Genomic DNA, 19,806 nt, shown 5'->3' with positions numbered 1-19,806 from the left:
TGAGCCACCTCAAAATTACAGCTTTCCTATTTTCTAAATTACAGTTTTGTAATTTGAATAAAAAATAATGAATTTAGAATAGAAGAATATATGAATTAATAAATGCTGTGAACGTTCTGTTTGTTGAAGATGAAGCGAAAATTGCTAACTTTGTCCGGGCTGGATTAAAGGAGCAGGGATTTGTTGTAGACTACTGCGATAACGGTGATGACGGATATCTGCGGGCATTAGACAACGAATACGATGTGATTATACTCGATATTATGATGCCGGGAAAAGATGGACTATCGATTCTAAAACAATTACGGCGGCAAGGTCGGAATGCTCCGGTGATTTTGTTGACGGCTCGGAATGAACTAGACGATCGCTTGCAAGGGCTAAATTTAGGAGCAGATGACTATATCGCTAAACCGTTTTTTGTGGAAGAGTTAGCGGCTAGAATTCATGCAGTTGTGCGCCGGAGTGTAAGCGATGTCTCCGACGGGCTACGCCTACGCCAAAATCTACTTTGCGTTGGGCCGATCAAACTCGATCGCATTACTAGAGAAATCACTTGTAATCAACAGGCCATAGAACTCACCAGCCGCGAATTTAATCTTCTGGAATATCTCATGCGCTCTCCCGGACGGGTTTTCACTCGTACCCAAATTTTGGAACACGTTTGGGGCTACGACTTTAACCCCAACACCAATGTTGTGGATGTTTGTATCCAGCGAATTCGTAAAAAAATTGATCCCCTTGATGAAGCAGTCTGGATTGAAAGCATTCGAGGGGTTGGATATCGATTTCGCAAGCCGGATTCTCGATCGTGAAACTTCCTTCGTTTCGACTCCGCATTGCTCTGTTGTCTGCGGCTCTAGCTGGCAGCACATTAGTCGGATTTGGCGCGGTTTCCTGGTTTCAGATTTACAATGCTAAGATTAGCCGCCTGGATGCAGAACTATTAAATCACTTGATGCGGGCAACTCCGAACTTCCCTCCACCAGAGGAACCTCCCGCTGGCGCAGCCTTTCCTAAAAGAGAAAACTCACGCGATCGTCCCTCCCGATGGCAGTTTTACGAAGATTCCTTATCTTATGCTTTCGGAACCAATACAAAAACCCCTGTCGCCCTGGTGGTGCTGGACGCAAACAATAATATACTTTATCAATCCAACTCCCTATCTGCCGACCTTGAGGTAAATCGTCTGTTGCTGAAGCGTCTTGAGTTGACACCTCTACCACCGCCCCCGAACAGAGAACCACCACCTTTACCCTCTAATACAAATCCATCCTTCGAGCGGCCACCACTGATTCGTCCACGCCCGCCTCAATTTGTCACAGAGCGGACAACAACAACAGTCTGGCGGATTGGAGCAACTAAATTACCCAATGCTCAGATTGCCATTGCCGTTAGCTTGCAAGCCGTAGATCGAGATATGGCTACCATTCGCAATATCTTCCTGGTTTCAATTCCGGGAGCGCTGCTGTTAGTTGCGGTGGGAGCATGGTTAGTTTCTGGTGGTGCTTTACGTCCCATCCAGCAATTAACGAGCGTAATTCAACAGGTAACTGTCAAAGGACTAGATCAACGAATTCCCATTGGGACAACTGATGTTGAATTTGTCGAGCTGATTCAAGTGTTCAACCTGATGTTGTCACGCTTAGAACGTAGTTTTACCCAAGCTTCCCGCTTTAGTGGTGACGCGGCTCACGAACTAAAAACCCCACTAACTATTTTGCAAGGCGAACTAGAACGAACACTCCAACAGGTCGATCCTGGTAGTGAAGTACAACAGCGCTTAAGTAATTTGTTAGATGAGGTGCGCCGCCTGAGTGGAATTATGCGAAAACTCTTGTTGCTATCTCTGGCAGATGCCGGAAAAATGAGCTTGTATCTAGTTGAAGTGGATATGTCTGAGTTGCTGATGGAGATGCTAGAAGATGTGGAAATGCTAGCTCCCCATTTGACTGTGGAAACTGACTTTACTGATGGGTTGCGGGTAAAAGGCGATCGCGATCTTTTAATTCAAATTTTGCAAAACCTATTTAGCAATGCAATTAAATATAATCTCGCCAACGGCTGGATACAGATTCGCGCTCATCAAACTCCAACAACTCTTCACGTCACCATTGTCAATGCATCAAAAGATATTCCCCTAAGCGATCGCGATCGCATTTTTGATCGATTTTATCGCAGCGATCCCTCACGTAACCGCAAGGTAGAAGGAATCGGACTAGGACTGAGCCTAGCCCGAGAAATTGCCAGGGCACATCGTGGCGACCTTACCCTTGACTTAACATCTTCTGGTCAAACAGCCTTCACCCTCACCTTACCAATGAAGTAATCCCTCTTCTAAGAAACCAGATTTTCTGAGGGCTGAGGAATAAGCTCAAAACCAAAAGCCTGGGCTCTTTTGTGGAGATTATTAACCATACGCTCACGATAACGCTGCTCATAATAATCCATACCAGGATCGGTGTAATCTCCTCCAGATGTCCAAAGTTTGTAAAAAAGCCGCGCAATCTTATGAGCAGTAGCAGTGATAGCTTTAGGAGAGCCAAGGCGAGAACGTAAACGACGGTAAAAAGCACCCAAAGCCGAATTACTTTTTCCAGCAGTTTGTGCTGCCATACGGAAAGCGTTGGCAGCGCGGTTGACTACTGGGCGAGTTTGAGAACTTTTAATCTTGCCACCAGTAATGCGACTACCAGGGCAAAGGCCAAGCCAGGAGGTAAAGTGCTTAACTGTGGGGAATCGGCTGGGGTCTAAACCAACCTCAGAAAGAATAATTTGCACAGTGAGTACACCAAGACCATCAACACGAGTAAAATCTACTCCACTCATGCGGTAAAGGTGAGTACGCAAATCAAAGTTAGGTTCATTACCTTGAGGTTTGTGGCGAATATGCTTGGGTGGAGAAAGGGGCGACTGGGAAATATCAATTTTGTCGTTAAATTGACTTAAGCATTCCTCAATCTGACGGTCACATTCGGCAATTTGGGATTGGTAGACATCATACAGATGTAGCTCCTGTTGCAAGACGAACAAATGTTCTTTTCGGTAATCACCCTCAAGCGCAGCAGCAATTTCTGCTTCACTACGTTTAACACGGTGATGTTTTTTGGCTGCAAGAACTTTTGGATCATGTTCCCCAGCAACGATAGCTCGTATGATTGCCATACCTGTAGTGCCTGTAATATCACTGACTGCTTGATGCAGTTGTATGTTCATTTGAGTTAAAGCTTTCTGCATCCGTTGAATATGAACACTGGCAGTTCTGATGAGACTATCACGTTGACGGATATAGCTACGTAAAACACAGATTTCGTCTTCTGGGCGAAAAGAACCTGATAATAACCCATAACTATGCAACTGTTGCAACCATTGACAGTCTAAAACGTCTGTTTTGCGTCCAGGCAACGTTTTTACATGGTGAGCATTCACAAGTTTGACTTCAAAGCCCCGAGTCTCTAGAATTTGAAATAATGGAATCCAATAAACACCTGTTGATTCCATTGCCACTGTCTCAACTCCACAAAGAGCCAACCAATCAGCAATAGCGTATAAATCAGCAGTGTAACAACCAAAACGCCGGACGCATTCGTTAGCACACCCTGGCGGTACGCAAACCCAATGATGCTGGGAACCAATGTCAATACCAGCAGCATGAGGATGAATCGGATTAAGCTTGGATGCGCCACCTAGAGATTGGCGATTCGGAACTGAAGACTTCTGTTTTTTCTTCATTTTAGTTCCCCTAGTCTCAAGCAATATCAAAGTTGAGAGTGTGCCTTGACCCAGGTTGACGGAATTATACAGTCTTCTAAACGGGATAGCGTCTCAACGCTTCACCAATGCCATCGCCGTCACAACCTAGAACCACGCTTTTGTACGGGCGAAGATGCACCATTGAGGGAACGGTCTTAACTGTCAAGACACAATGCGAGTATAAACTTTTTCCCTACTTTTTATTCCGTTTCTTTCATCCATCGCGGACATATCGTCCATCAACCGCTTTTGTTACTACAGGAAGCCGGAAAAAGTAATACCAATTTGAAAAAAAAATGCGACAAATAGACCATTTGTAGAGACGCGATTCATCGCGTCTTTACCCAAGAATGTGTTGCAATCATTAATTGAATTGGTATAATTACTACACAAACCCTCTTGAAACGTTTTTCAGGAGGGTTTTTTTAATTTATTTAGAGCGATCGCGCAAGCTCATTGCATTGGTTAATTCAAAGCATCAGCGATCTTAATCCCAAGGTGCTGCAATGCTTTTTCTTTGACAAATTCAGCTGCACTACGAGCCGATTCCGCCAAAATAGTATCGGTGTTTGGAGTCAGCTTCAGCGCTCCTCCCAGATATCCCAAAGCTTTGCAATAATAATCATTCAAGTTGGTAGATGCCAGTCTCTTTACAGTTTGATGATCGCCACTCTGAAAAGCTGTTAACGCTTTGTGGTGTAAATCATTTTCTGGCTTTCCTAGTACTTCAAGAATTGCGCTCACAGCTTTATCGACTTTTTCTTGTGTAAGTTCTGTGGATACTGTTGCTTGCATATTTATCTCCTTTTGTTCATGAATTTGCAAGTTGTCGGTAGCGTTCTTGAACTTCCTGAATCGAAAACAAAGTTTCAAACTTCAACCCCGCTGACTGGTACAACTCACCTCCCCCTTGTTGTCGATCTACCAGTGAAATTACTTGATTTACGGTATAACCTGCATCTTTAAGACGCTCAACCGCTTTTAGAGCAGATTGCCCAGTTGTGACTACATCTTCCAAAACTACTACTTTTGCCCCTTCTGGTAAACTGGGGCCTTCTATATAAGCTCTTGTCCCATAACCCTTGGCTTCCTTGCGAATAATCAGCGCTGGTATTGGGCGGTTTTCATAAACAGAAACTATACTCACTGCTGTCACAATTGGATCGGCTCCCATTGTTAAACCACCTACAGCCTGTGTATCTACAGGTAATAAAGGAAATAGTAATCGTCCGACTGCCAAAGCGCCTTGAGGATGGAGTGTTACCTGTGTCTTATTGACGTAATAAGAACTACGCAGCCCAGAAGATAGGAGAAAATCACCCTCTTGATAAGCAAGTTGGCAAAATAAATCTAGTAACTTGTGGCGTAAAGTGGTCAAATCAGAAGTGGTTGCCCAAATATCTGAGTGGGTAAGAGTTTCAGTAGGATACGTCATTACAAAACATTAAAAGTTGTGCTACACCAAAGGTTGAACTCATCAGAGTTCTGAACTTCAGCATAAATTAAGATTCGCTTAAAGCAAAAGTTGAGGAGTCAAAAACGTGCGTATAAAATTTAAAACCTTTAGTGGTTTATTGGTGCTGCTTGCTGCTGGTATTGCTTTTCCCTCTATTGCATCTGCCCAAACGGCAACACCCAATTCTGAAACGATGAATGATGTATTTGAAAGAGCTTATTTTCGTCACGATCGCAATTTCTACGAAAATAGTAGCAGCCTCAAGCGTCAGCTAGACTCATTTTTCGGATCTGGTTCTAGTTTCGGTGGTTCCTTCCCAGAAAATGAAATTGCCCGCGATGCTAATTTGGTTAATACTTTATATCATGATGCCCTGACTCAGCAAGTAGGCAACGATCCTTATATTCGTACTCCTGATTTACCAAATCCTTATGACACATCACTGCTCGTGTCTCCTCGCTATAGCAACAAACTCAAAGTAGGAACTGAATTCAGGTTTGAAACATTACCATCTCGGTAAAATTGGGGATTGGGGAGTAGGGGGCAGGGGAGCAGGGTGCAGGGGGGCAGGGAGATGAGGGAGACAAGGAGACAAGGGAGACAAGGAGATAAATAAAACTCCTAACTCCTAACTCAGCACTCCTAATGCCCTTCTATTACTAGTAGTTTTTGATGATTCAGTGCGCCCTGCTGGAATCGAACCAGCCTGAAGACGAATTATGAGTTCGTTGCCTCCCCAATCGGCCAAAGGCGCTTGTTTTTGGGTTGTGGGTTGCTACGAGAAAATTACTTCAACTCTTAGGTCAACCTTATTTGCTAATTTTAGAGCGAGCAAAATACCTCACGCACTGAGTTTAGCCAATTCTATGAATATAGCACAAATTTACCACGTGTGAATACTGGACAATAGTTTATTAGATTTTTATACTACATAATTTGATCATAGATATAGTGCAAACTAATATTGATTAAGTTCCTTTAAGGATTGAGGTCAAAAGCTTCACTATTCTTAAATAGACCAGCATTCTTATTGTGATAGCTTGTCAGCGATGAAAATAAATTCTACTGTACTTCTTACTTTGATTTTGTTAATTCTGATGATGGGAGCAGGTTCTGTGAGCGCGTTTTTGGGCTTTGAACTGGGGAGTTCAGCACTTAAAGGCGTGACTACACCAGATGGGCGTCCTACAACCAAATTTGCCAGCAATAAGGCAAATAGCTCTCAACAGGGAGGGCTAGTGCTATTAAAAGAGGAAGAAATTCTGAAAATAGTCAAAGCGCGAATTGAGGGTAAGACCAAAGCTGCTAAATCGGAAAAGCCCGAAGAAGATGATGAAGAAACCAATAGCAGCAAGCAGAAGCCAGAGGAAAAACCCCCAGAAGTAGTTGAAGAAAAGCCCCTACCAGGTTTTCCGGTTACTGCCCAAAGTCAGGGTGTAACAATGACTGTACAATCTGCTCGCTACTCTGGTGGTGATTTACTACTGAAAGTGAAAATGCAGAACAAAGGTAAGGATTCTGTGCGCTTCTTGTATAGTTTTTTAGATGTTACCGATGACAAAGGACGAACTTTGAGTGCAAGTACAGAGGGTTTACCAACAGAATTGCCTGTAAATGGGCCAGCATTTTCAGGTACAGTGAGCATTCCTACAGCTTTACTTGATGATGTCAAGAAAATATCACTTGCTCTGACTGATTATCCCGCTCAACAATTGAAGCTAGAGGCATCGAATATTCCTGTAGAAAGGTAGAAGAGGCAATTTTAGATTTTAGATTTTAGATTTTAGATTGGAGATTTGGTACTAAGTAATTTAGCTAATCCCTAATACCCAAAACTTAATCCAAAATCCAAAATCCAAAATCCAAAATCCCTAAATGGAGGGCGTGAGTTTTACACGAGCTTTGGTGGTGAGTGGTTTTCCTAATTTAAGTTTGATAGAAGTGGCGCTGCGGTTGTTGTCAGTGTTACTACTGATTGCCATAAATGCCTTTTTTGTAACGGCGGAGTTTTCGATGGTGAGCGTGCGGCGATCGCGTATTCACCAGCTAGTTAAAGCTGGGGATATTCCCGCGATCGCTGTAGAAATGTTACAACGCAGTATTGACCGACTGCTATCTACCACCCAGTTAGGCATTACCCTCTCTAGTTTGGCACTGGGATGGATTGGCGAAAGTACGATTGTTGTGCTGGTGAATGCCTGGTTAAGATCCTGGCCTTTACCCAGTGGGATGACTAACTTCCTCGCCCATTCCCTATCAATTCCGATCGCCTTTTTCTTAATTGCCTATTTGCAAATTGTGATCGGAGAATTATGTCCCAAATCCTTAGCCATGCTGTACTCAGAACAGCTAGCGAGATTTTTGGGACCATTGGTAAAAGCGATCGTGCGTTTTTTTGGCCCCTTCATCTGGATTCTTAACCAATCAACTCGTTTTTTATTACGGATTTTTGGTATCCAATACACAGGTCAAGGCTGGCGACCGCCTGTAACTCCCGAAGAATTGCAACTGATCATCTCTACAGAATGGGGGTCTACTGGTTTACAGCGTGCAGAGCGAGAATTGCTCAATAATATCTTTGAGTTTGGGGATGTCATGGCACAAGATGTGATGATCCCGCGCACCAGTATTATCACACTGCCAAAAGATGCTAGCTTCCAGACATTACTCAGGGAAATGGCTTCTACTGGTTACTCTCGCTATCCGGTGATTGGTGAATCTTTAGACGATGTTCGCGGTATTGTTTATTTTAAAGATTTGGCACAACCTTTGGCAGTCGGAAACCTCAGTTTAGAGACACAGATCCAACCTTGGATGCGTCCCGCCCGGTTTGTTCCAGAACACACGCCCTTGAGTGAACTTTTGCCCATGATGCAGCAAGAGAAACCCGCTATGGTGATGGTAGTGAATGAATTTGGCTCTACTGTGGGACTAGTGACAATCAAAGATGTGATTGCCGAAATTATTGGCGATCCCAGCGAACCTGAGAGCAATGACGACTTGCTGATTCAAATGTTAGATGAGCATAAATTTTTAGTGCAAGCACAAATCAACCTTGAAGACCTCAATGAAGTTTTGCATCTCAATTTGCCCCTGACCAGAGAATACCAAACACTAGGTGGCTTTTTGCTGTATGAGTTACAGAAAATTCCAGCCAAAGGCGAAATCTTTTGTTATCAAAATCTCGAATTCACTGTGATATCAATTGTTGGCCCACGCCTGCATCAAATTCAACTACGACGGTTAGAAGAAGAGGGGAGCAGGGGAGCATAGGGGCAGGGGAGCAGGGGATAATAACTAATGACAAATGACAAATGACAAATGACAAATGCCTCTACTGTGCATACGCCACTGGATCGACAAGTCCCAATTCGGCAAAAGCTGCTAGCCGTAAGCGACAAGAATCACACACACCACAGGCGACATCTCCACCTGTATAGCAAGACCAAGTTAGTTCCCAAGGAACTCCCAATTGATTCCCCAGTTGGATGATTTCGGTTTTTTTCAGGTTGATTAGGGGTGCAACAATCTTAATTGGTTGTCCCTCACGCCCTTGTTTGGTTCCCAGGCGAAAAACTTCTTGCATTGCTTGGATATAGTCGGGGCGACAATCAGGATATCCTGAGTAATCTAGGGCATTAACGCCGATATAGACACGCTCTGCTGCGATCGCTTCGGCGTAACTAAGAGCAAAGCTTAAAAAGATGGTATTACGAGCTGGAACATAAGTGACAGGAATATTTTGAGACATTTCATGCAGCGATCGCTCCTGGGGTAAATCAATGGCATTATCAGTAAGGGCCGAACCGCCCCATTGTCGTAAGTCAAAGTTAACTACCTGATGTTTTGCGATCGCAGCTTTTTGAGCCACACTGAACGCTGACTGTAACTCTCGTCGATGTCGCTGCTGGTAATCAAAGGAAATAGCATGACATTCACAGCCATCAGCTTGAGCTTTGTACAGAATTGTGGAAGAGTCCAATCCCCCAGATAACAAAATTACAGCTTTCATCTCGGTTGTAAATTTTGGATTTCAAATCACTCCATCAAACCTTAACAAGACGCCAGAAAGCGATGCTAAGGAGAATTTATACTTAAGTCTTACTGAAACGTTTAAAGTTAATAAAAATACATATATTTTTGTAGAAAGTGCAAAATCCAAAGCAAACTCGAAATATCTATACAAAAGATATTTAGATTACGGGAACCGATCGCAAACTTTGAAATTCTTCATAAACATAGGCTCTATGTTACCATCTGGATGGTTTTAGACGGATCGTAACCGGCTTTCGAGTATAAACGCCAACGGCCGTAGCGTCTCTAAATTTGGTGGTTGAGGAGAGAATAATAGTGCAAAATAGCATGTCAGTGGCAGAACCGAATCCATATACACAGCGCAACCAGCCACGACCAATCCGCATAGGCGTGATTGGAGTGGGTAACATGGGACAACACCACGCTCGCGTGCTGAGTTCAATGAAAGATGTTGAACTAGTCGGAGTGGCAGATATTAACGTCGAGCGAGGATTAGAAACTGCCAGCAAGTACAAGGTGCGTTTTTTTGAAGATTACTGCGATCTGCTACCCCTTGTGGAAGCAGTTTGTGTAGCTGTTCCCACCCGTCTGCACTATGCCGTGGGCATTAACTGTCTGTTAGCGGGAATTCATGTTTTGATTGAAAAACCGATTGCAGCCAGCATTTCTGAGGCAGAGTCTTTAGTAAATGCCGCAGCTGAGTCTGGGTGTATCCTGCAAGTAGGTCATATTGAGCGTTTTAACCCAGCTTTTAAAGAACTGAGCCAAGTTCTAAAAACAGAGGAATTACTGGCGCTAGAAGCCCACAGAATGAGTCCTTACTCAGATCGAGCAAACGATGTTTCAGTTGTGCTGGATTTAATGATCCATGACATCGACCTACTTTTGGAATTAGCTGCTTCTCCAGTCACAAAATTGACTGCTAGTGGTACTCGCTCCCTAGACTCTGGTTATTTAGATTACGTAACCGCCACCTTGGGGTTTGCCAATGGTATTGTTGCTACTCTGACTGCTAGTAAAGTTACTCACCGCAAAATTCGCCGAATTGTCGCCCATTGCAAAAACTCATTTACTGAGGCAGATTTTCTCAAGAATGAAATTTTGATTCACCGACAAACGGCTACCAATTCTCTCACCGACCACCGACAAGTACTTTACAGGCAAGATGGTGTAATTGAAAAAGTCTACACCAGCAATATTCAACCCCTAAGTGCAGAATTAGAACATTTTGTCAACTGCGTACACGGTGGCAATCAACCTTCAGTAGGTGGCGAACAAGCTCTCAAAGCCTTGAGACTTGCAAGTTTAATTGAGCAGATGGCGCTGGAAGATCGAGTTTGGAATCCCTTAGACTGGCAATCGGAACCAAGGGTACAATCTTTGACCCCCACAGTCTAGAAGAACAGGGGATGAGGGGGATGAGGGGGACAAGGTGAAATTTTCTCCCTTCTCTCTTTGTGCTACCCCACAGCCCCAACTTCAGCAGAAAACCTAGAATATGTTTTTAAATTTGCCATCAAATCTTTAGATCCTTCCTAGTCCCTTTAAAAAAGCAGGCTAAGGGGGATCTAAAAAATTAGAAAACAAAACCTAGTGGTTCGTTTGATTAATTTTGTGAGCTTTGTAGTGAGCGATAAATCGTTCAATTTCAAAGGCTAGAGCTACTTACGAACTTTTATAACTCTCAACATTAATGAAACAGACACCTAGCTTCCACTTGTCTGACTCTGTTTTTCAGTTATGATGCCAATTTTTAGTGCAGCCAAATTCCCTTGACCCTGCGAATTTTAGATTTTAAATTTTGGATTTTGGATTGTTTTTGGTTCAAGCCCCGCCCCGCTTCAATTTTAGATTGAAGATTGAGGATTTTTTAATCCAAAATCGCTTGACTGAGCGACTTGTGCCGACTTGTGCCGAGCGAAGTCGAGGTAGCAAAGCCGAGGTAAGCGAAGTCCAAAATTTCTTGTCCCTTGTGGGCGGAATCAATCTAAAATCTAAAATCCAAAATCCAAAATCGGATTGACTCTAGTAAGCGGGAATAATTACCCTTTAAAAAAGCTAAAGCTGAATTTAGCAACAAGACTAGTCCAGCAATTTTAGGAATTGACTCAATGCTTGAATGGATAACTAATACTATCAACTATTTTGGCTATTGGGGAATCGCCTTACTAATGTTTTTAGAGAACCTTTTTCCCCCCATTCCTTCAGAATTGATTATGCCACTGGCTGGATTTACAGCAAGTCCATATCAACCAGGAGAGGCAAAGCTGAATATTATTGGTGTATTTTTCGCAGGACTTTTGGGTTCTGTATTAGGCGCACTTATTTGGTACTATCCAGGTAAGTTTTTGGGTGAAATCCGTTTGAAAGCTTGGGCTGACAAGTATGGGAAATGGCTAGCTATATCCAGTAAAGATATTACCAAGGCCAAAGAGTGGTTTGACCGACAAGGTAGAACAGCAGTATTAATTGGTCGTCTTGTGCCAGGAATCCGCACCTTGATTTCTGTTCCCGCAGGTATTAGCAATATGCCTTTGCTACCATTTTTGGTTTATACAACCTTGGGTAGCGCTGCTTGGGTGGGTTTGTTAACATACTCAGGATACATATTGGGTAGTCAGTATGAACTTGTGGACAAGTACCTTGCTCCTGTATCTAAAATCGTACTTGGCGGTTTGGTTCTAGCATTTGTTTTCTGGATATTCAAGCGCCAGTTAAGACGCACTAGACGCACTAGAAGATGAAACACGGACGCTTTTGGTTTGAAAGCAGTGAAAGCAGGGGTTACATCTGGCCAAAATTCGCCTACACTATGCCAAATAATACTAGATGTGCGTTGGCAGAGCTTACCAGAGGTATCGCCGGAATTAATTTTTGGCGTATTTCTAGCTACACTTGACGCAACCTAGAATTTCTGGTTGCTCGCATTTTTGTAAGATGAGCATGACAACTTTTTACAGTTAAGTTTGAACTAGGAGCTTTCATGACAGACCAACCTTCCGCCGCTACCCCGATCAATGCTGCTGCTATACCTATGAATAGGCAGCCGTTAGCATCGACTCCTCTCAACGCTGTTAATAATAATCCTCCTTCCACTAGCAAACCAGTCGGTGGTTCTGGGAAAACCATTCTCAGTGTTGATTTAGGTAGAACTTCCACAAAAACTTGTGTGAGTCGCGAACCTGGCAGTGTGGTGTTCGTACCTGCCAACGTCAAGCAGATGTCAATCGAACAAGTACGCGGTGGTGTTTTTGAAGCCAGGGCTACTGACCCCTTAATGGATTTGTGGCTGGAGTATCAAGGAAATGGATATGCTGTTGGTCAACTAGCAGCCGATTTTGGGGCAAATCTAGGAGTTGGACAATCTAAGGTAGAAGCTGCACTGGTAAAAGTTTTAGCAAGTGCTGGCTACTTCAAACTCAGAGACGATATCTCTGTTGTACTAGGTCTGCCTTTTCTTTCCTTAGAGCAATTTGAAAAAGAAAAAGCACAGTTGATTAGCCAAGTCGGTGGGCCTCACGTGTTGAACTTCCGAGGCGAATCTGTGTCGCTGAACGTCAGTAAGGTATGGGTCATGCCAGAAGGCTACGGTAGCCTGTTATGGTCTGAAGCTCAACCCAAGAAAAACCCTGGTAGTCCCGATTTTACAAAAATATCGGTGGCGATCGTCGATATTGGTCATCAAACCGTCGATCTTTTGATGGTAGATAACTTCCGTTTTGCCAGAGGTGCTTCTAAGAGCGAAGACTTCGGAATGAATAAGTTTTATGAATTGGTGTCTGCCGAAATCGAGGGAGCAGATAGTCAATCTCTAGCACTGATTTCCGCTGTCAACAAACCCAGAGGTGAACGCTTTTACCGTCCTAAAGGCGCTAGCAAGCCCACCAACCTAGATGATTTTCTTCCCAACCTCACAGAGATGTTTTCGCGCGAAATCTGTAGCCGTGTGCTAGCCTGGTTGCCAGAACGCGTCACCGATGTGATTCTTACTGGTGGGGGTGGTGAGTTTTTCTGGGACGACGTTCAACGTCTGCTCAAAGAAGCAAAGATTAATGCTCATTTAGCAGCACCTTCCCGTCAGGCGAATGCTTTGGGGCAGTATATTTATGGAGAGGCACAATTATCCTCCAATCGCGCTGCTAGGGCATAAAGCTGATGTTCCAATGGTCAAAAAAGGTAGTTAAATCCGTCACGTTCAACCCAGAGCTTGCTGATGAAAGCTTGTTAGCGCAAGTAGAAAGTTATTTGGAAAAACAACCAGACAAGACTTTCAGCGATCTCTGTAAAGAAGCCTTGTGGCAATCTTTATGTGTACCGGAAACTGTACAACCTGCTCCACAAACGGCAGTAACCACACCGATCGATCAACAAATTGGTGAACTGCAACGTCAAGTGGCTGGACTTGAGGAACGTTTTTTTGCCAAGGGATCTAATCGTTTGGAGGCGATGGAACATCATCTACTGCAACTTTCTCAACAAGTTGCACAACTGGCGCTCATAGTCAACGATCGCTCGTTCGTTCCGTCTCCAACTCAATTAGAGGTAGTAAATAATACTTCTTATACTGTTGCTACCCCTCCTCAAGAGGTTGACCCCGTAATCAGTCGCCTTAGTCAGTTTCTCGATGATTTTTAAGGAAAAATCAAGTTTGTGAGCAGTTTTTGCTCATGTTAACAATCCTTAATAGTATTAACTATTAAGGATTATTAATATTTATATTATATAAAAAGAGATTTATGTAGGTGGAGCGATCGCTCATAATAGTGAATCATCATAGGAATCTCAGTTTATCTGTTCTGGTATTCTTGTTATGTGATGCCAAAGCCTAATTTACAAACAAATTTTGGCTAACTCTTACTTAGATAACATTATGGCTAATTCTTACACTAATATTATTGTAAAAGGACAAAATCAAGAACTTTTAGTTAATTATCTTGAGAGCTTAAGAATAAATGCTTATGTTTCTCCTTTTATTAAGGATATCGCAATTGTCTATGCTGAGATAGCAGAGAATGATTCTAAGGAACTTTTTAGTTTAGCTTCTCTAATATCAAGTCAGTTTAATAACTATACTTTAGCAGTATTAAATCATGATGAAACTGTTTTTCATTATGAGCTATATGAATGTGGTAAGTTAGTAGACCAGTATATCTCTAATCCAAGATTTCACGATTTGGAAGCTGAAGATATTCCAAAAGGAGGAAATGCACAAAAACTTTGTAGCGCTTTCGAGGTAACAAAAGCTGTTAAGAAGGTTAAAGCAATTCTAGAAGAACATGGAGAAGGAATTTATCTATTTTCCTCAGAACGCCATAAGAAATTAATCAAGGCACTTAAAATTCCTTTTTTCTGGGCAACCGAGAGTGTAGGAGGATATATTTATATTCAGAAAGGCGCTATTACCCCCATGAGAGAGAAAGAGCCTACACCAGAATTTGCCCTCTCTATGTTGAAAAAAACTAAAAGTGTGAATAGTCAAAATATTTTTCAGATCGAAGCCAAATCCCCCTTAGAAACTCTCTTAAAAGGTAAACAATACAATTCCCCACTGTCCAAGCTTCACCAGTAGCTATAAATACGCAAATTTGCTCGCCTTTTTGTTGAATATTATTTAGTACATATTTTTACTAGATTCTTTTTTTACTCTGCACACTGTATAAATGCTAGAATCCTCAAGTAGACAGTTAGGATACCTAGATGCCAGTTGTAGCTAACTCAATCAAGTTTGGTACAGACGGCTGGCGGGGCGTTATTGGTGACGAGTTCACCTTTGAACGTCTAGCCCTGGTCGCGCCAGTTGCCGCAAAAGTATTATATGATACATATTTTTCTACAGTGGGTAGCCGGACAATAATTGTCGGTTACGATCGCCGATTTATGGCTGAAGACTTTGCTCGTGCTGTCGCCGATACTGTCACCGCTGTCGGCTTTGATGTGCTGTTGAGCGAAACTTATGCCCCAACCCCAGCTTATAGTTGGGCAGCAAAAGAACTCAATGCTTTAGGGGCGCTGGTAATTACAGCCAGCCATAACCCTGGCACATATTTGGGTTTAAAAGTCAAGGGCTATTTTGGTGGGTCAGTACCGCCAGAAGTCACAAAAGAGATAGAAGCGCAGTTGTCGGTTGGAGTACCACTAGCAGCTACCCCAGGCAAGCAAGAAAAATTCGATCCCTGGCCCAGTTATACCCAAGCACTAGAAAGTAAAGTTGATATCGCTAAACTTCGAGAAGCGATCGCATCTGGCAAATTGACGTTATTTGCTGATGTAATGCATGGCGCTGCGGCTGGCGGATTGGCGAGACTACTAGGCAATCAAGTCAAAGAAATCAATAGCGATCGCGATCCCCTATTTGGTGGCGGTGCGCCCGAACCCTTGCCTAAATACCTTTCAAAGTTATTTGAAGTCATCAAGACTCACCGAGAAACCGATAAATCGGGTTTAACAGTGGGGTTGGTATTTGATGGAGACTGCGATCGCATTGCAGCAGTAGATGGAGAAGCTAACTTCCTAAGTTCCCAAGTATTAATCCCGATATTAATCGACCATTTAACCCTGCGGCGCGACTTTAAGGGTGAAATAGTTAAAACTGTTAGTGGTTCAGACTTGATGCCGCTTGTAGCAGCACTACATAATCTGTCAGTCTTTGAGACAGCAGTTGGTTATAAATATATCGCTGACAGAATGTTAGTAGCAAAAGTGTTACTGGGTGGCGAAGAATCAGGAGGAATTGGCTATGGCAGCCATATTCCCGAACGCGATGCGCTGCTGTCAGCTTTATACGTCCTAGAGGCGATCGTAGAATCTGGTTTGGATTTAGGTGAGTATTATCGCTACTTGCAGAAACAAACAGGGTTTACCTCAGCATACGATCGCATTGATTTACCCTTAGCAAGTATGGAAGTGCGATCGCGTCTTTTGCAACAACTGCAAACCCAACCGTTAACGGAAATTGCAGGGAAAGCAGTGATTGATTGCCAAACAATTGACGGCTACAAGTATCGTTTAGCTGATAAAAGCTGGTTAATGATTCGTTTTAGCGGGACTGAGCCAGTTTTACGCTTATACTGCGAAGCCTCAACAATTGAGCAAGTGCATCAAACTCTTGCTTGGGCGAAACAGTGGGCAGAGTAAAATTAGTGAGGAGTTGAGAGTTAGGAGTTAAGAATTAATAACTCATAACTTATCACTCCTAACTCCTAACTGATAACTTTTTATGACATTACTTGTAGTAGCCACAGGAAATCCTGGTAAGTTGCGGGAAATGCAAGCTTACCTAGAAAATTCCGGTTGGGAATTAACCCTTAAACCTGAAGAGTTGGAAATTGAAGAGACGGGCGAAACTTTTGCCGCTAACGCTTGTCTAAAAGCGTCACAAATTGCTAAAGCTACAGGAAACTGGGCAATTGCTGATGATTCAGGCTTACAAGTAGATGCCTTAAATGGCGCACCAGGGGTGTATTCTGCACGTTACGCCAAAACGGACTCAGAACGGATTGCTAGGTTATTGAAAGAATTAGGCAATGAGGTAAATCGACAAGCTCAATTTGTTTGTGCAGTAGCGATCGCTCGTCCCGATGGTGGGATCGTATTAGAATCTGAAGGTGTTTGTCGCGGCGAAATTCTCCACGCACCTCGTGGTGATAGTGGTTTCGGCTACGATCCAATTTTTTATGTGCAAGAGTTGCAACTAACTTTTGCTGAAATGACACGGGAGTTGAAGAGGTCAATTAGCCATCGAGGCAAGGCTTTTACAGCTTTACTTCCGCAACTGGAGAGAATTAAGAGACGCGATTAATCGCGTCTGTACAAAAGTTAAGAGTAGAGACGCGATTAATCGCGTCTGTACAAGAGTTGGGAGTTATGAATTCTGCTAAATCTTCATTCATTAGTCCAGACTCACAACTCATAACTTTTAACTCTTAACTCATAACTTTTTAAACTGCTTCTGTGTTCTTTTCGCCAGTGCGAATCCGAATCACTTGCTCAACAGGCGAGATGAAAATTTTACCATCGCCGATTTCACCAGTTCGGGCAGCAGCAATAATTTTGTCTACCACCATATCAACCTGATTGTCGTCAACTACGATTTCCACTTTGAGTTTTTGGAGAAACTCAACGGTGTACTCAGAACCACGATACCGTTCAGTTTGACCTTTTTGCCGTCCGAACCCCCGGACTTCAGAAACAGTCATGCCAACAATACCAGCGTTAACTAAAGCAATTTTCACCTCATCTAGCTTAAATGGGCGGATAATAGCTTCTACTTTTTTCATCTTCTTGACTCCTGACTTCTACTAGCTTCGTTTATATATCTAACCAGATCCGCTGTCCGAAGCTGTAACTAGCAGTGCTTTTCCTAAAAAATATGTAATAATTACAACTTTTTTTAAGTGTAAGTGCTTTACTTGAGGGTTTATGACATAACAAGCGGCAAGGATTTATTAATTGGATAATCTTTGAGGTTCTAACATCAAGAAGTTGCTGTCAATTTAGCATTTTATGTAGCTTTTATAACCTAAAAATAGATTGTTTCCACCATTTAGCAGATTTGTTTGGATATTTAGAGAACGATCGCAGCCAAATTATTATACGCTAGCCCGAAAGCCTGCTACTGCTGCTGACTGTGGGAATGTCAACTAACGTTTCTGGTGTTCAAACAAGGGGCGCACAACGAAATATCCAGCACTAAAAGCAGTCAGCATGATTAACAAGATGGTAATAATTAACCACCAGCCATTGAGTCCCTTGACATCTGGCTCAGTAGTGGAATAATAACTGACTTGTTGCTCTTCGATAAAAACTGGTTCTGATATCGGAAAATTCATTGCCATTACAGGTGCAGAAAAGTCTTGGCGGCTTTTTTTAGCTGGTTGTTTGGACACAACAGATGGACGCGAACGAGAAACCTGCTGAGGTGAACGCGCTTGTGTTACTGGCTGTTTGGCGGTACTTTTAACGTCACCAGAAGCTTGATTAGCTTGGGGATAATTAGCTGTAGTATGGGCGACAAAATTTTGCAAACGAGAAAAGGACTCAACTACTTTGGTAATTTCTTGGCGTAATAGTTGATTTTCTTGTACTAGTTGCTGGTTTTGGGTAGTGAGTGCGTTTAGCCTCGCCTGTGCTGCTTGCAACTCTGTTGACAATTCCCTGTATACAGATAGTGGTACAGAGGGAGAATAGGCTTGAGTTGTCGGTGTTGGCGAATTTCTGTGAACAGAACCTATGGTTGTTCGCATCGGGGGCTTGGTATTAAAAATTAAAGTAATTAGATCGTACAGAGATGCTAACAGAGATAGTCACCCCTGAAACTATGCCCAAGAATAATAGAAAAATACCGAAAGGGCAAAGATTTTTTATTTGGGCATTGGAGATGAGGTACTGAGAAAACTTTTCTCTAGTCCCCATCCCCAATGCCCAGTCTTCAATCCCTAATCCCTAGTCTCTAGTCTCTAGTCCGCACAATGGGAAGAAGTGTCCCACAGGGCCTTGTCCTTCGCCAATATCTAGGGCGTAAGTGAGTGCGGTAGTCACATATTCTTTTGCCTGTTGCACTGCCTGCCACAAATCTTTTCCTTTAGCTAGATTAGCAGCGATCGCAGCCGATAGTGTACAACCAGTACCGTGGGTATTTTTTGTCTCTACTTGCTGGCAAGTCAAAACTTCCAACTTGTCCCCATCAAACCAGATATCAACGCCACGCAAATCCCCCTGCATACCTCCGCCTTTGACTAAAACAACCTTTGTCTTTAAAGTCTTGTAAATAATTTCAGCAGCAGCTTGCATATCCTCTAAAGAATTAATTTGTAAACCGCTCAAAATCTGAGCTTCATAGCGATTGGGCGTAATCATAACCGCTTTGGGAATCAAGGTATGGCATAAAGTCTTTACAGCATCATCATCAATCAATTGTGCTCCCGTGCGTGACACCATTACTGGATCGACTACTAAATTATTGATTTGTAAAGCTTCCACTTGCTGGGCAACAGCAAAGATAATTTCCTGATTGAGCAACATTCCAGTTTTGGCAGCTTGTACGCCAATATCCTCAACTACTGCCTGAATTTGCGCCACAACAGCCTCTGTTGGCATAGCATCAACCCTCTTCACTCCTAGAGTGTTTTGTGCCGTGACGCAGGTTATAGCACTAGTACCGTGGACACAGTGAAAAGCAAAGGTACGTAAATCAGCTTGAATTCCGGCACCGCCACCGCTATCTGAACCAGCAATGGTTAAAGCAACAGGTATTCTGGAGTTTATTTCAGCGTTCATATTATGAAGATTAAGTAAGTTGGTGTCATCACAAACTATCTCAAAGATTGATGAACTAGGCTAAAATCCTCTTTCTTCCTGTGCGATCGCCACCACAACCTGACTTGAGAGTTCTGAATTATTTAGAGAAACTTCATCAAATCCTTGCACAAAGCACTTTTTATGCTCATATCACTCTAGAAATTAATCGAACTCCACCAGACATATCCATAATTTTTTTAATCTTGTTGTAAAAAAATTTACTATATTACGGGCTTTCACTGATATCAAGTGCTATTTGTAAAGGTTAG

Annotated in this window: 19 protein-coding genes and 1 tRNA gene; 12 read left to right on the top strand and 8 right to left on the bottom strand. The window is 42.8% G+C overall.

What is annotated here, in order from left to right:
• The first annotated feature begins 107 nt into the window (after positions 1 to 107).
• Positions 108 to 812, top strand: coding sequence for a response regulator transcription factor (locus tag ACR5KR_RS33780; protein WP_445629518.1), 705 nt, complete (start codon positions 108 to 110; stop codon positions 810 to 812).
• The gene (locus ACR5KR_RS33775) at positions 809 to 2,326 is read left to right on the top strand and encodes an ATP-binding protein (protein ID WP_448269709.1); all 1,518 of its coding nucleotides are present in this window, start codon (positions 809 to 811) and stop codon (positions 2,324 to 2,326) included. The genes ACR5KR_RS33780 and ACR5KR_RS33775 overlap by 4 nt, the downstream gene beginning before the upstream one ends.
• An 8-nt stretch (positions 2,327 to 2,334) precedes the next feature.
• On the opposite strand, the gene ACR5KR_RS33770 is transcribed toward ACR5KR_RS33775, so the two are convergent.
• The 3 genes from ACR5KR_RS33770 to pyrE all read right to left on the bottom strand — a co-directional run bounded on the left by ACR5KR_RS33770 (position 2,335) and on the right by pyrE (position 5,185).
• Positions 2,335 to 3,729: an IS110 family transposase gene (locus ACR5KR_RS33770; protein WP_448265591.1), complete on the bottom strand. Its 1,395-nt coding sequence runs from the start codon at positions 3,727 to 3,729 to the stop codon at positions 2,335 to 2,337.
• A 486-nt stretch (positions 3,730 to 4,215) separates the two neighbouring features.
• Positions 4,216 to 4,545 (bottom strand): hypothetical protein, encoded by a 330-nt coding sequence (locus ACR5KR_RS33765; RefSeq protein WP_445629516.1) that lies wholly within the window; start codon positions 4,543 to 4,545, stop codon positions 4,216 to 4,218.
• A gap of 16 nt (positions 4,546 to 4,561) precedes the next feature.
• On the bottom strand, positions 4,562 to 5,185 hold the full coding sequence (gene pyrE, locus ACR5KR_RS33760) for an orotate phosphoribosyltransferase (protein ID WP_094347288.1): 624 nt from the start codon (positions 5,183 to 5,185) through the stop codon (positions 4,562 to 4,564).
• Positions 5,186 to 5,291: 106 nt separating this feature from the next.
• On the opposite strand from pyrE, the gene ACR5KR_RS33755 reads away from it, so the two are divergent.
• Positions 5,292 to 5,726, top strand: a complete 435-nt coding sequence (locus ACR5KR_RS33755; protein ID WP_448269707.1) for a hypothetical protein — start codon at positions 5,292 to 5,294, stop codon at positions 5,724 to 5,726.
• A 161-nt stretch (positions 5,727 to 5,887) separates the two neighbouring features.
• On the opposite strand, the gene ACR5KR_RS33750 is transcribed toward ACR5KR_RS33755, so the two are convergent.
• Positions 5,888 to 5,960 (bottom strand) — tRNA-Ile (locus tag ACR5KR_RS33750).
• 295 nt (positions 5,961 to 6,255) lie between these two features.
• On the opposite strand from ACR5KR_RS33750, the gene ACR5KR_RS33745 reads away from it, so the two are divergent.
• Together ACR5KR_RS33745 and ACR5KR_RS33740 are read left to right on the top strand one after the other, a co-directional pair.
• A complete protein-coding gene (locus tag ACR5KR_RS33745; protein ID WP_322692395.1) occupies positions 6,256 to 6,957 on the top strand; it encodes a hypothetical protein in 702 nt (233 codons plus the stop codon).
• Between the two features lie 124 nt (positions 6,958 to 7,081).
• On the top strand, positions 7,082 to 8,479 hold the full coding sequence (locus ACR5KR_RS33740; RefSeq protein WP_448269705.1) for a hemolysin family protein: 1,398 nt from the start codon (positions 7,082 to 7,084) through the stop codon (positions 8,477 to 8,479).
• Positions 8,480 to 8,540: 61 nt separating this feature from the next.
• Here ACR5KR_RS33740 and queC read toward each other — a convergent pair whose 3' ends face one another.
• A complete protein-coding gene (gene queC / locus ACR5KR_RS33735; RefSeq protein ID WP_448269703.1) occupies positions 8,541 to 9,218 on the bottom strand; it encodes a 7-cyano-7-deazaguanine synthase QueC in 678 nt (225 codons plus the stop codon).
• 338 nt (positions 9,219 to 9,556) lie between these two features.
• Between queC and ACR5KR_RS33730 the strand changes: the two genes are divergently transcribed.
• The 7 genes from ACR5KR_RS33730 (at position 9,557) to rdgB (ending at position 17,039) form a co-directional block, all read left to right on the top strand.
• Positions 9,557 to 10,639 carry a Gfo/Idh/MocA family oxidoreductase gene (locus ACR5KR_RS33730; protein WP_445629512.1) on the top strand — a complete coding sequence of 361 codons (1,083 nt, stop codon included), beginning with the start codon at positions 9,557 to 9,559 and terminating at the stop codon, positions 10,637 to 10,639.
• A gap of 713 nt (positions 10,640 to 11,352) precedes the next feature.
• Complete coding sequence (locus ACR5KR_RS33725) at positions 11,353 to 11,985, top strand: DedA family protein (RefSeq protein ID WP_322673702.1); 633 nt, start codon at positions 11,353 to 11,355, stop codon at positions 11,983 to 11,985.
• A 239-nt stretch (positions 11,986 to 12,224) separates the two neighbouring features.
• On the top strand, positions 12,225 to 13,391 hold the full coding sequence (locus ACR5KR_RS33720; RefSeq protein WP_445629511.1) for a ParM/StbA family protein: 1,167 nt from the start codon (positions 12,225 to 12,227) through the stop codon (positions 13,389 to 13,391).
• A 5-nt stretch (positions 13,392 to 13,396) separates the two neighbouring features.
• Positions 13,397 to 13,876, top strand: a complete 480-nt coding sequence (locus ACR5KR_RS33715; RefSeq protein WP_322713195.1) for a plasmid segregation centromere-binding protein ParR — start codon at positions 13,397 to 13,399, stop codon at positions 13,874 to 13,876.
• A 235-nt stretch (positions 13,877 to 14,111) separates the two neighbouring features.
• Positions 14,112 to 14,810, top strand: coding sequence for a hypothetical protein (locus ACR5KR_RS33710; protein WP_448269701.1), 699 nt, complete (start codon positions 14,112 to 14,114; stop codon positions 14,808 to 14,810).
• 128 nt (positions 14,811 to 14,938) lie between these two features.
• Positions 14,939 to 16,375 carry a phosphoglucomutase/phosphomannomutase family protein gene (locus ACR5KR_RS33705; protein WP_448269699.1) on the top strand — a complete coding sequence of 479 codons (1,437 nt, stop codon included), beginning with the start codon at positions 14,939 to 14,941 and terminating at the stop codon, positions 16,373 to 16,375.
• A gap of 82 nt (positions 16,376 to 16,457) precedes the next feature.
• Complete coding sequence (gene rdgB, locus ACR5KR_RS33700) at positions 16,458 to 17,039, top strand: RdgB/HAM1 family non-canonical purine NTP pyrophosphatase (protein ID WP_445629504.1); 582 nt, start codon at positions 16,458 to 16,460, stop codon at positions 17,037 to 17,039.
• Between the two features lie 139 nt (positions 17,040 to 17,178).
• On the opposite strand, the gene ACR5KR_RS33695 is transcribed toward rdgB, so the two are convergent.
• The 3 genes from ACR5KR_RS33695 to thiD form a co-directional block, all read right to left on the bottom strand.
• Positions 17,179 to 17,517 (bottom strand): P-II family nitrogen regulator, encoded by a 339-nt coding sequence (locus tag ACR5KR_RS33695; RefSeq protein ID WP_012410794.1) that lies wholly within the window; start codon positions 17,515 to 17,517, stop codon positions 17,179 to 17,181.
• Between the two features lie 363 nt (positions 17,518 to 17,880).
• Complete coding sequence (locus ACR5KR_RS33690) at positions 17,881 to 18,483, bottom strand: hypothetical protein (protein ID WP_445629502.1); 603 nt, start codon at positions 18,481 to 18,483, stop codon at positions 17,881 to 17,883.
• A gap of 199 nt (positions 18,484 to 18,682) precedes the next feature.
• Positions 18,683 to 19,516, bottom strand: coding sequence for a bifunctional hydroxymethylpyrimidine kinase/phosphomethylpyrimidine kinase (gene thiD / locus ACR5KR_RS33685; protein WP_445629501.1), 834 nt, complete (start codon positions 19,514 to 19,516; stop codon positions 18,683 to 18,685).
• Between the last annotated feature and the right edge of the window lie 290 nt (positions 19,517 to 19,806).

Source organism: Nostoc sp. DSM 114159 (assembly GCF_053470285.1).
The sequence above is the reverse complement of the archived record's forward strand: the minus strand, read 5'-3'. Positions and strand labels throughout refer to the sequence as shown.

Bases quoted from the DNA above. Each gene is read 5' to 3' on its own strand.
- ACR5KR_RS33770 (WP_448265591.1), bottom strand. From the start codon at position 3,729: ATGAAGAAAAAACAGAAGTCTTCAGTTCCGAATCGCCAATCTCTAGGT.
- ACR5KR_RS33765 (WP_445629516.1), bottom strand. From the start codon at position 4,545: ATGCAAGCAACAGTATCCACAGAACTTACACAAGAAAAAGTCGATAAA.
- pyrE (WP_094347288.1), bottom strand. From the start codon at position 5,185: ATGACGTATCCTACTGAAACTCTTACCCACTCAGATATTTGGGCAACC.
- ACR5KR_RS33745 (WP_322692395.1), top strand. From the start codon at position 6,256: ATGAAAATAAATTCTACTGTACTTCTTACTTTGATTTTGTTAATTCTG.
- ACR5KR_RS33740 (WP_448269705.1), top strand. From the start codon at position 7,082: ATGGAGGGCGTGAGTTTTACACGAGCTTTGGTGGTGAGTGGTTTTCCT.
- queC (WP_448269703.1), bottom strand. From the start codon at position 9,218: ATGAAAGCTGTAATTTTGTTATCTGGGGGATTGGACTCTTCCACAATT.
- ACR5KR_RS33725 (WP_322673702.1), top strand. From the start codon at position 11,353: ATGCTTGAATGGATAACTAATACTATCAACTATTTTGGCTATTGGGGA.
- ACR5KR_RS33720 (WP_445629511.1), top strand. From the start codon at position 12,225: ATGACAGACCAACCTTCCGCCGCTACCCCGATCAATGCTGCTGCTATA.
- ACR5KR_RS33715 (WP_322713195.1), top strand. From the start codon at position 13,397: ATGTTCCAATGGTCAAAAAAGGTAGTTAAATCCGTCACGTTCAACCCA.
- ACR5KR_RS33710 (WP_448269701.1), top strand. From the start codon at position 14,112: ATGGCTAATTCTTACACTAATATTATTGTAAAAGGACAAAATCAAGAA.
- ACR5KR_RS33705 (WP_448269699.1), top strand. From the start codon at position 14,939: ATGCCAGTTGTAGCTAACTCAATCAAGTTTGGTACAGACGGCTGGCGG.
- rdgB (WP_445629504.1), top strand. From the start codon at position 16,458: ATGACATTACTTGTAGTAGCCACAGGAAATCCTGGTAAGTTGCGGGAA.
- ACR5KR_RS33695 (WP_012410794.1), bottom strand. From the start codon at position 17,517: ATGAAAAAAGTAGAAGCTATTATCCGCCCATTTAAGCTAGATGAGGTG.
- ACR5KR_RS33690 (WP_445629502.1), bottom strand. From the start codon at position 18,483: ATGCGAACAACCATAGGTTCTGTTCACAGAAATTCGCCAACACCGACA.
- thiD (WP_445629501.1), bottom strand. From the start codon at position 19,516: ATGAACGCTGAAATAAACTCCAGAATACCTGTTGCTTTAACCATTGCT.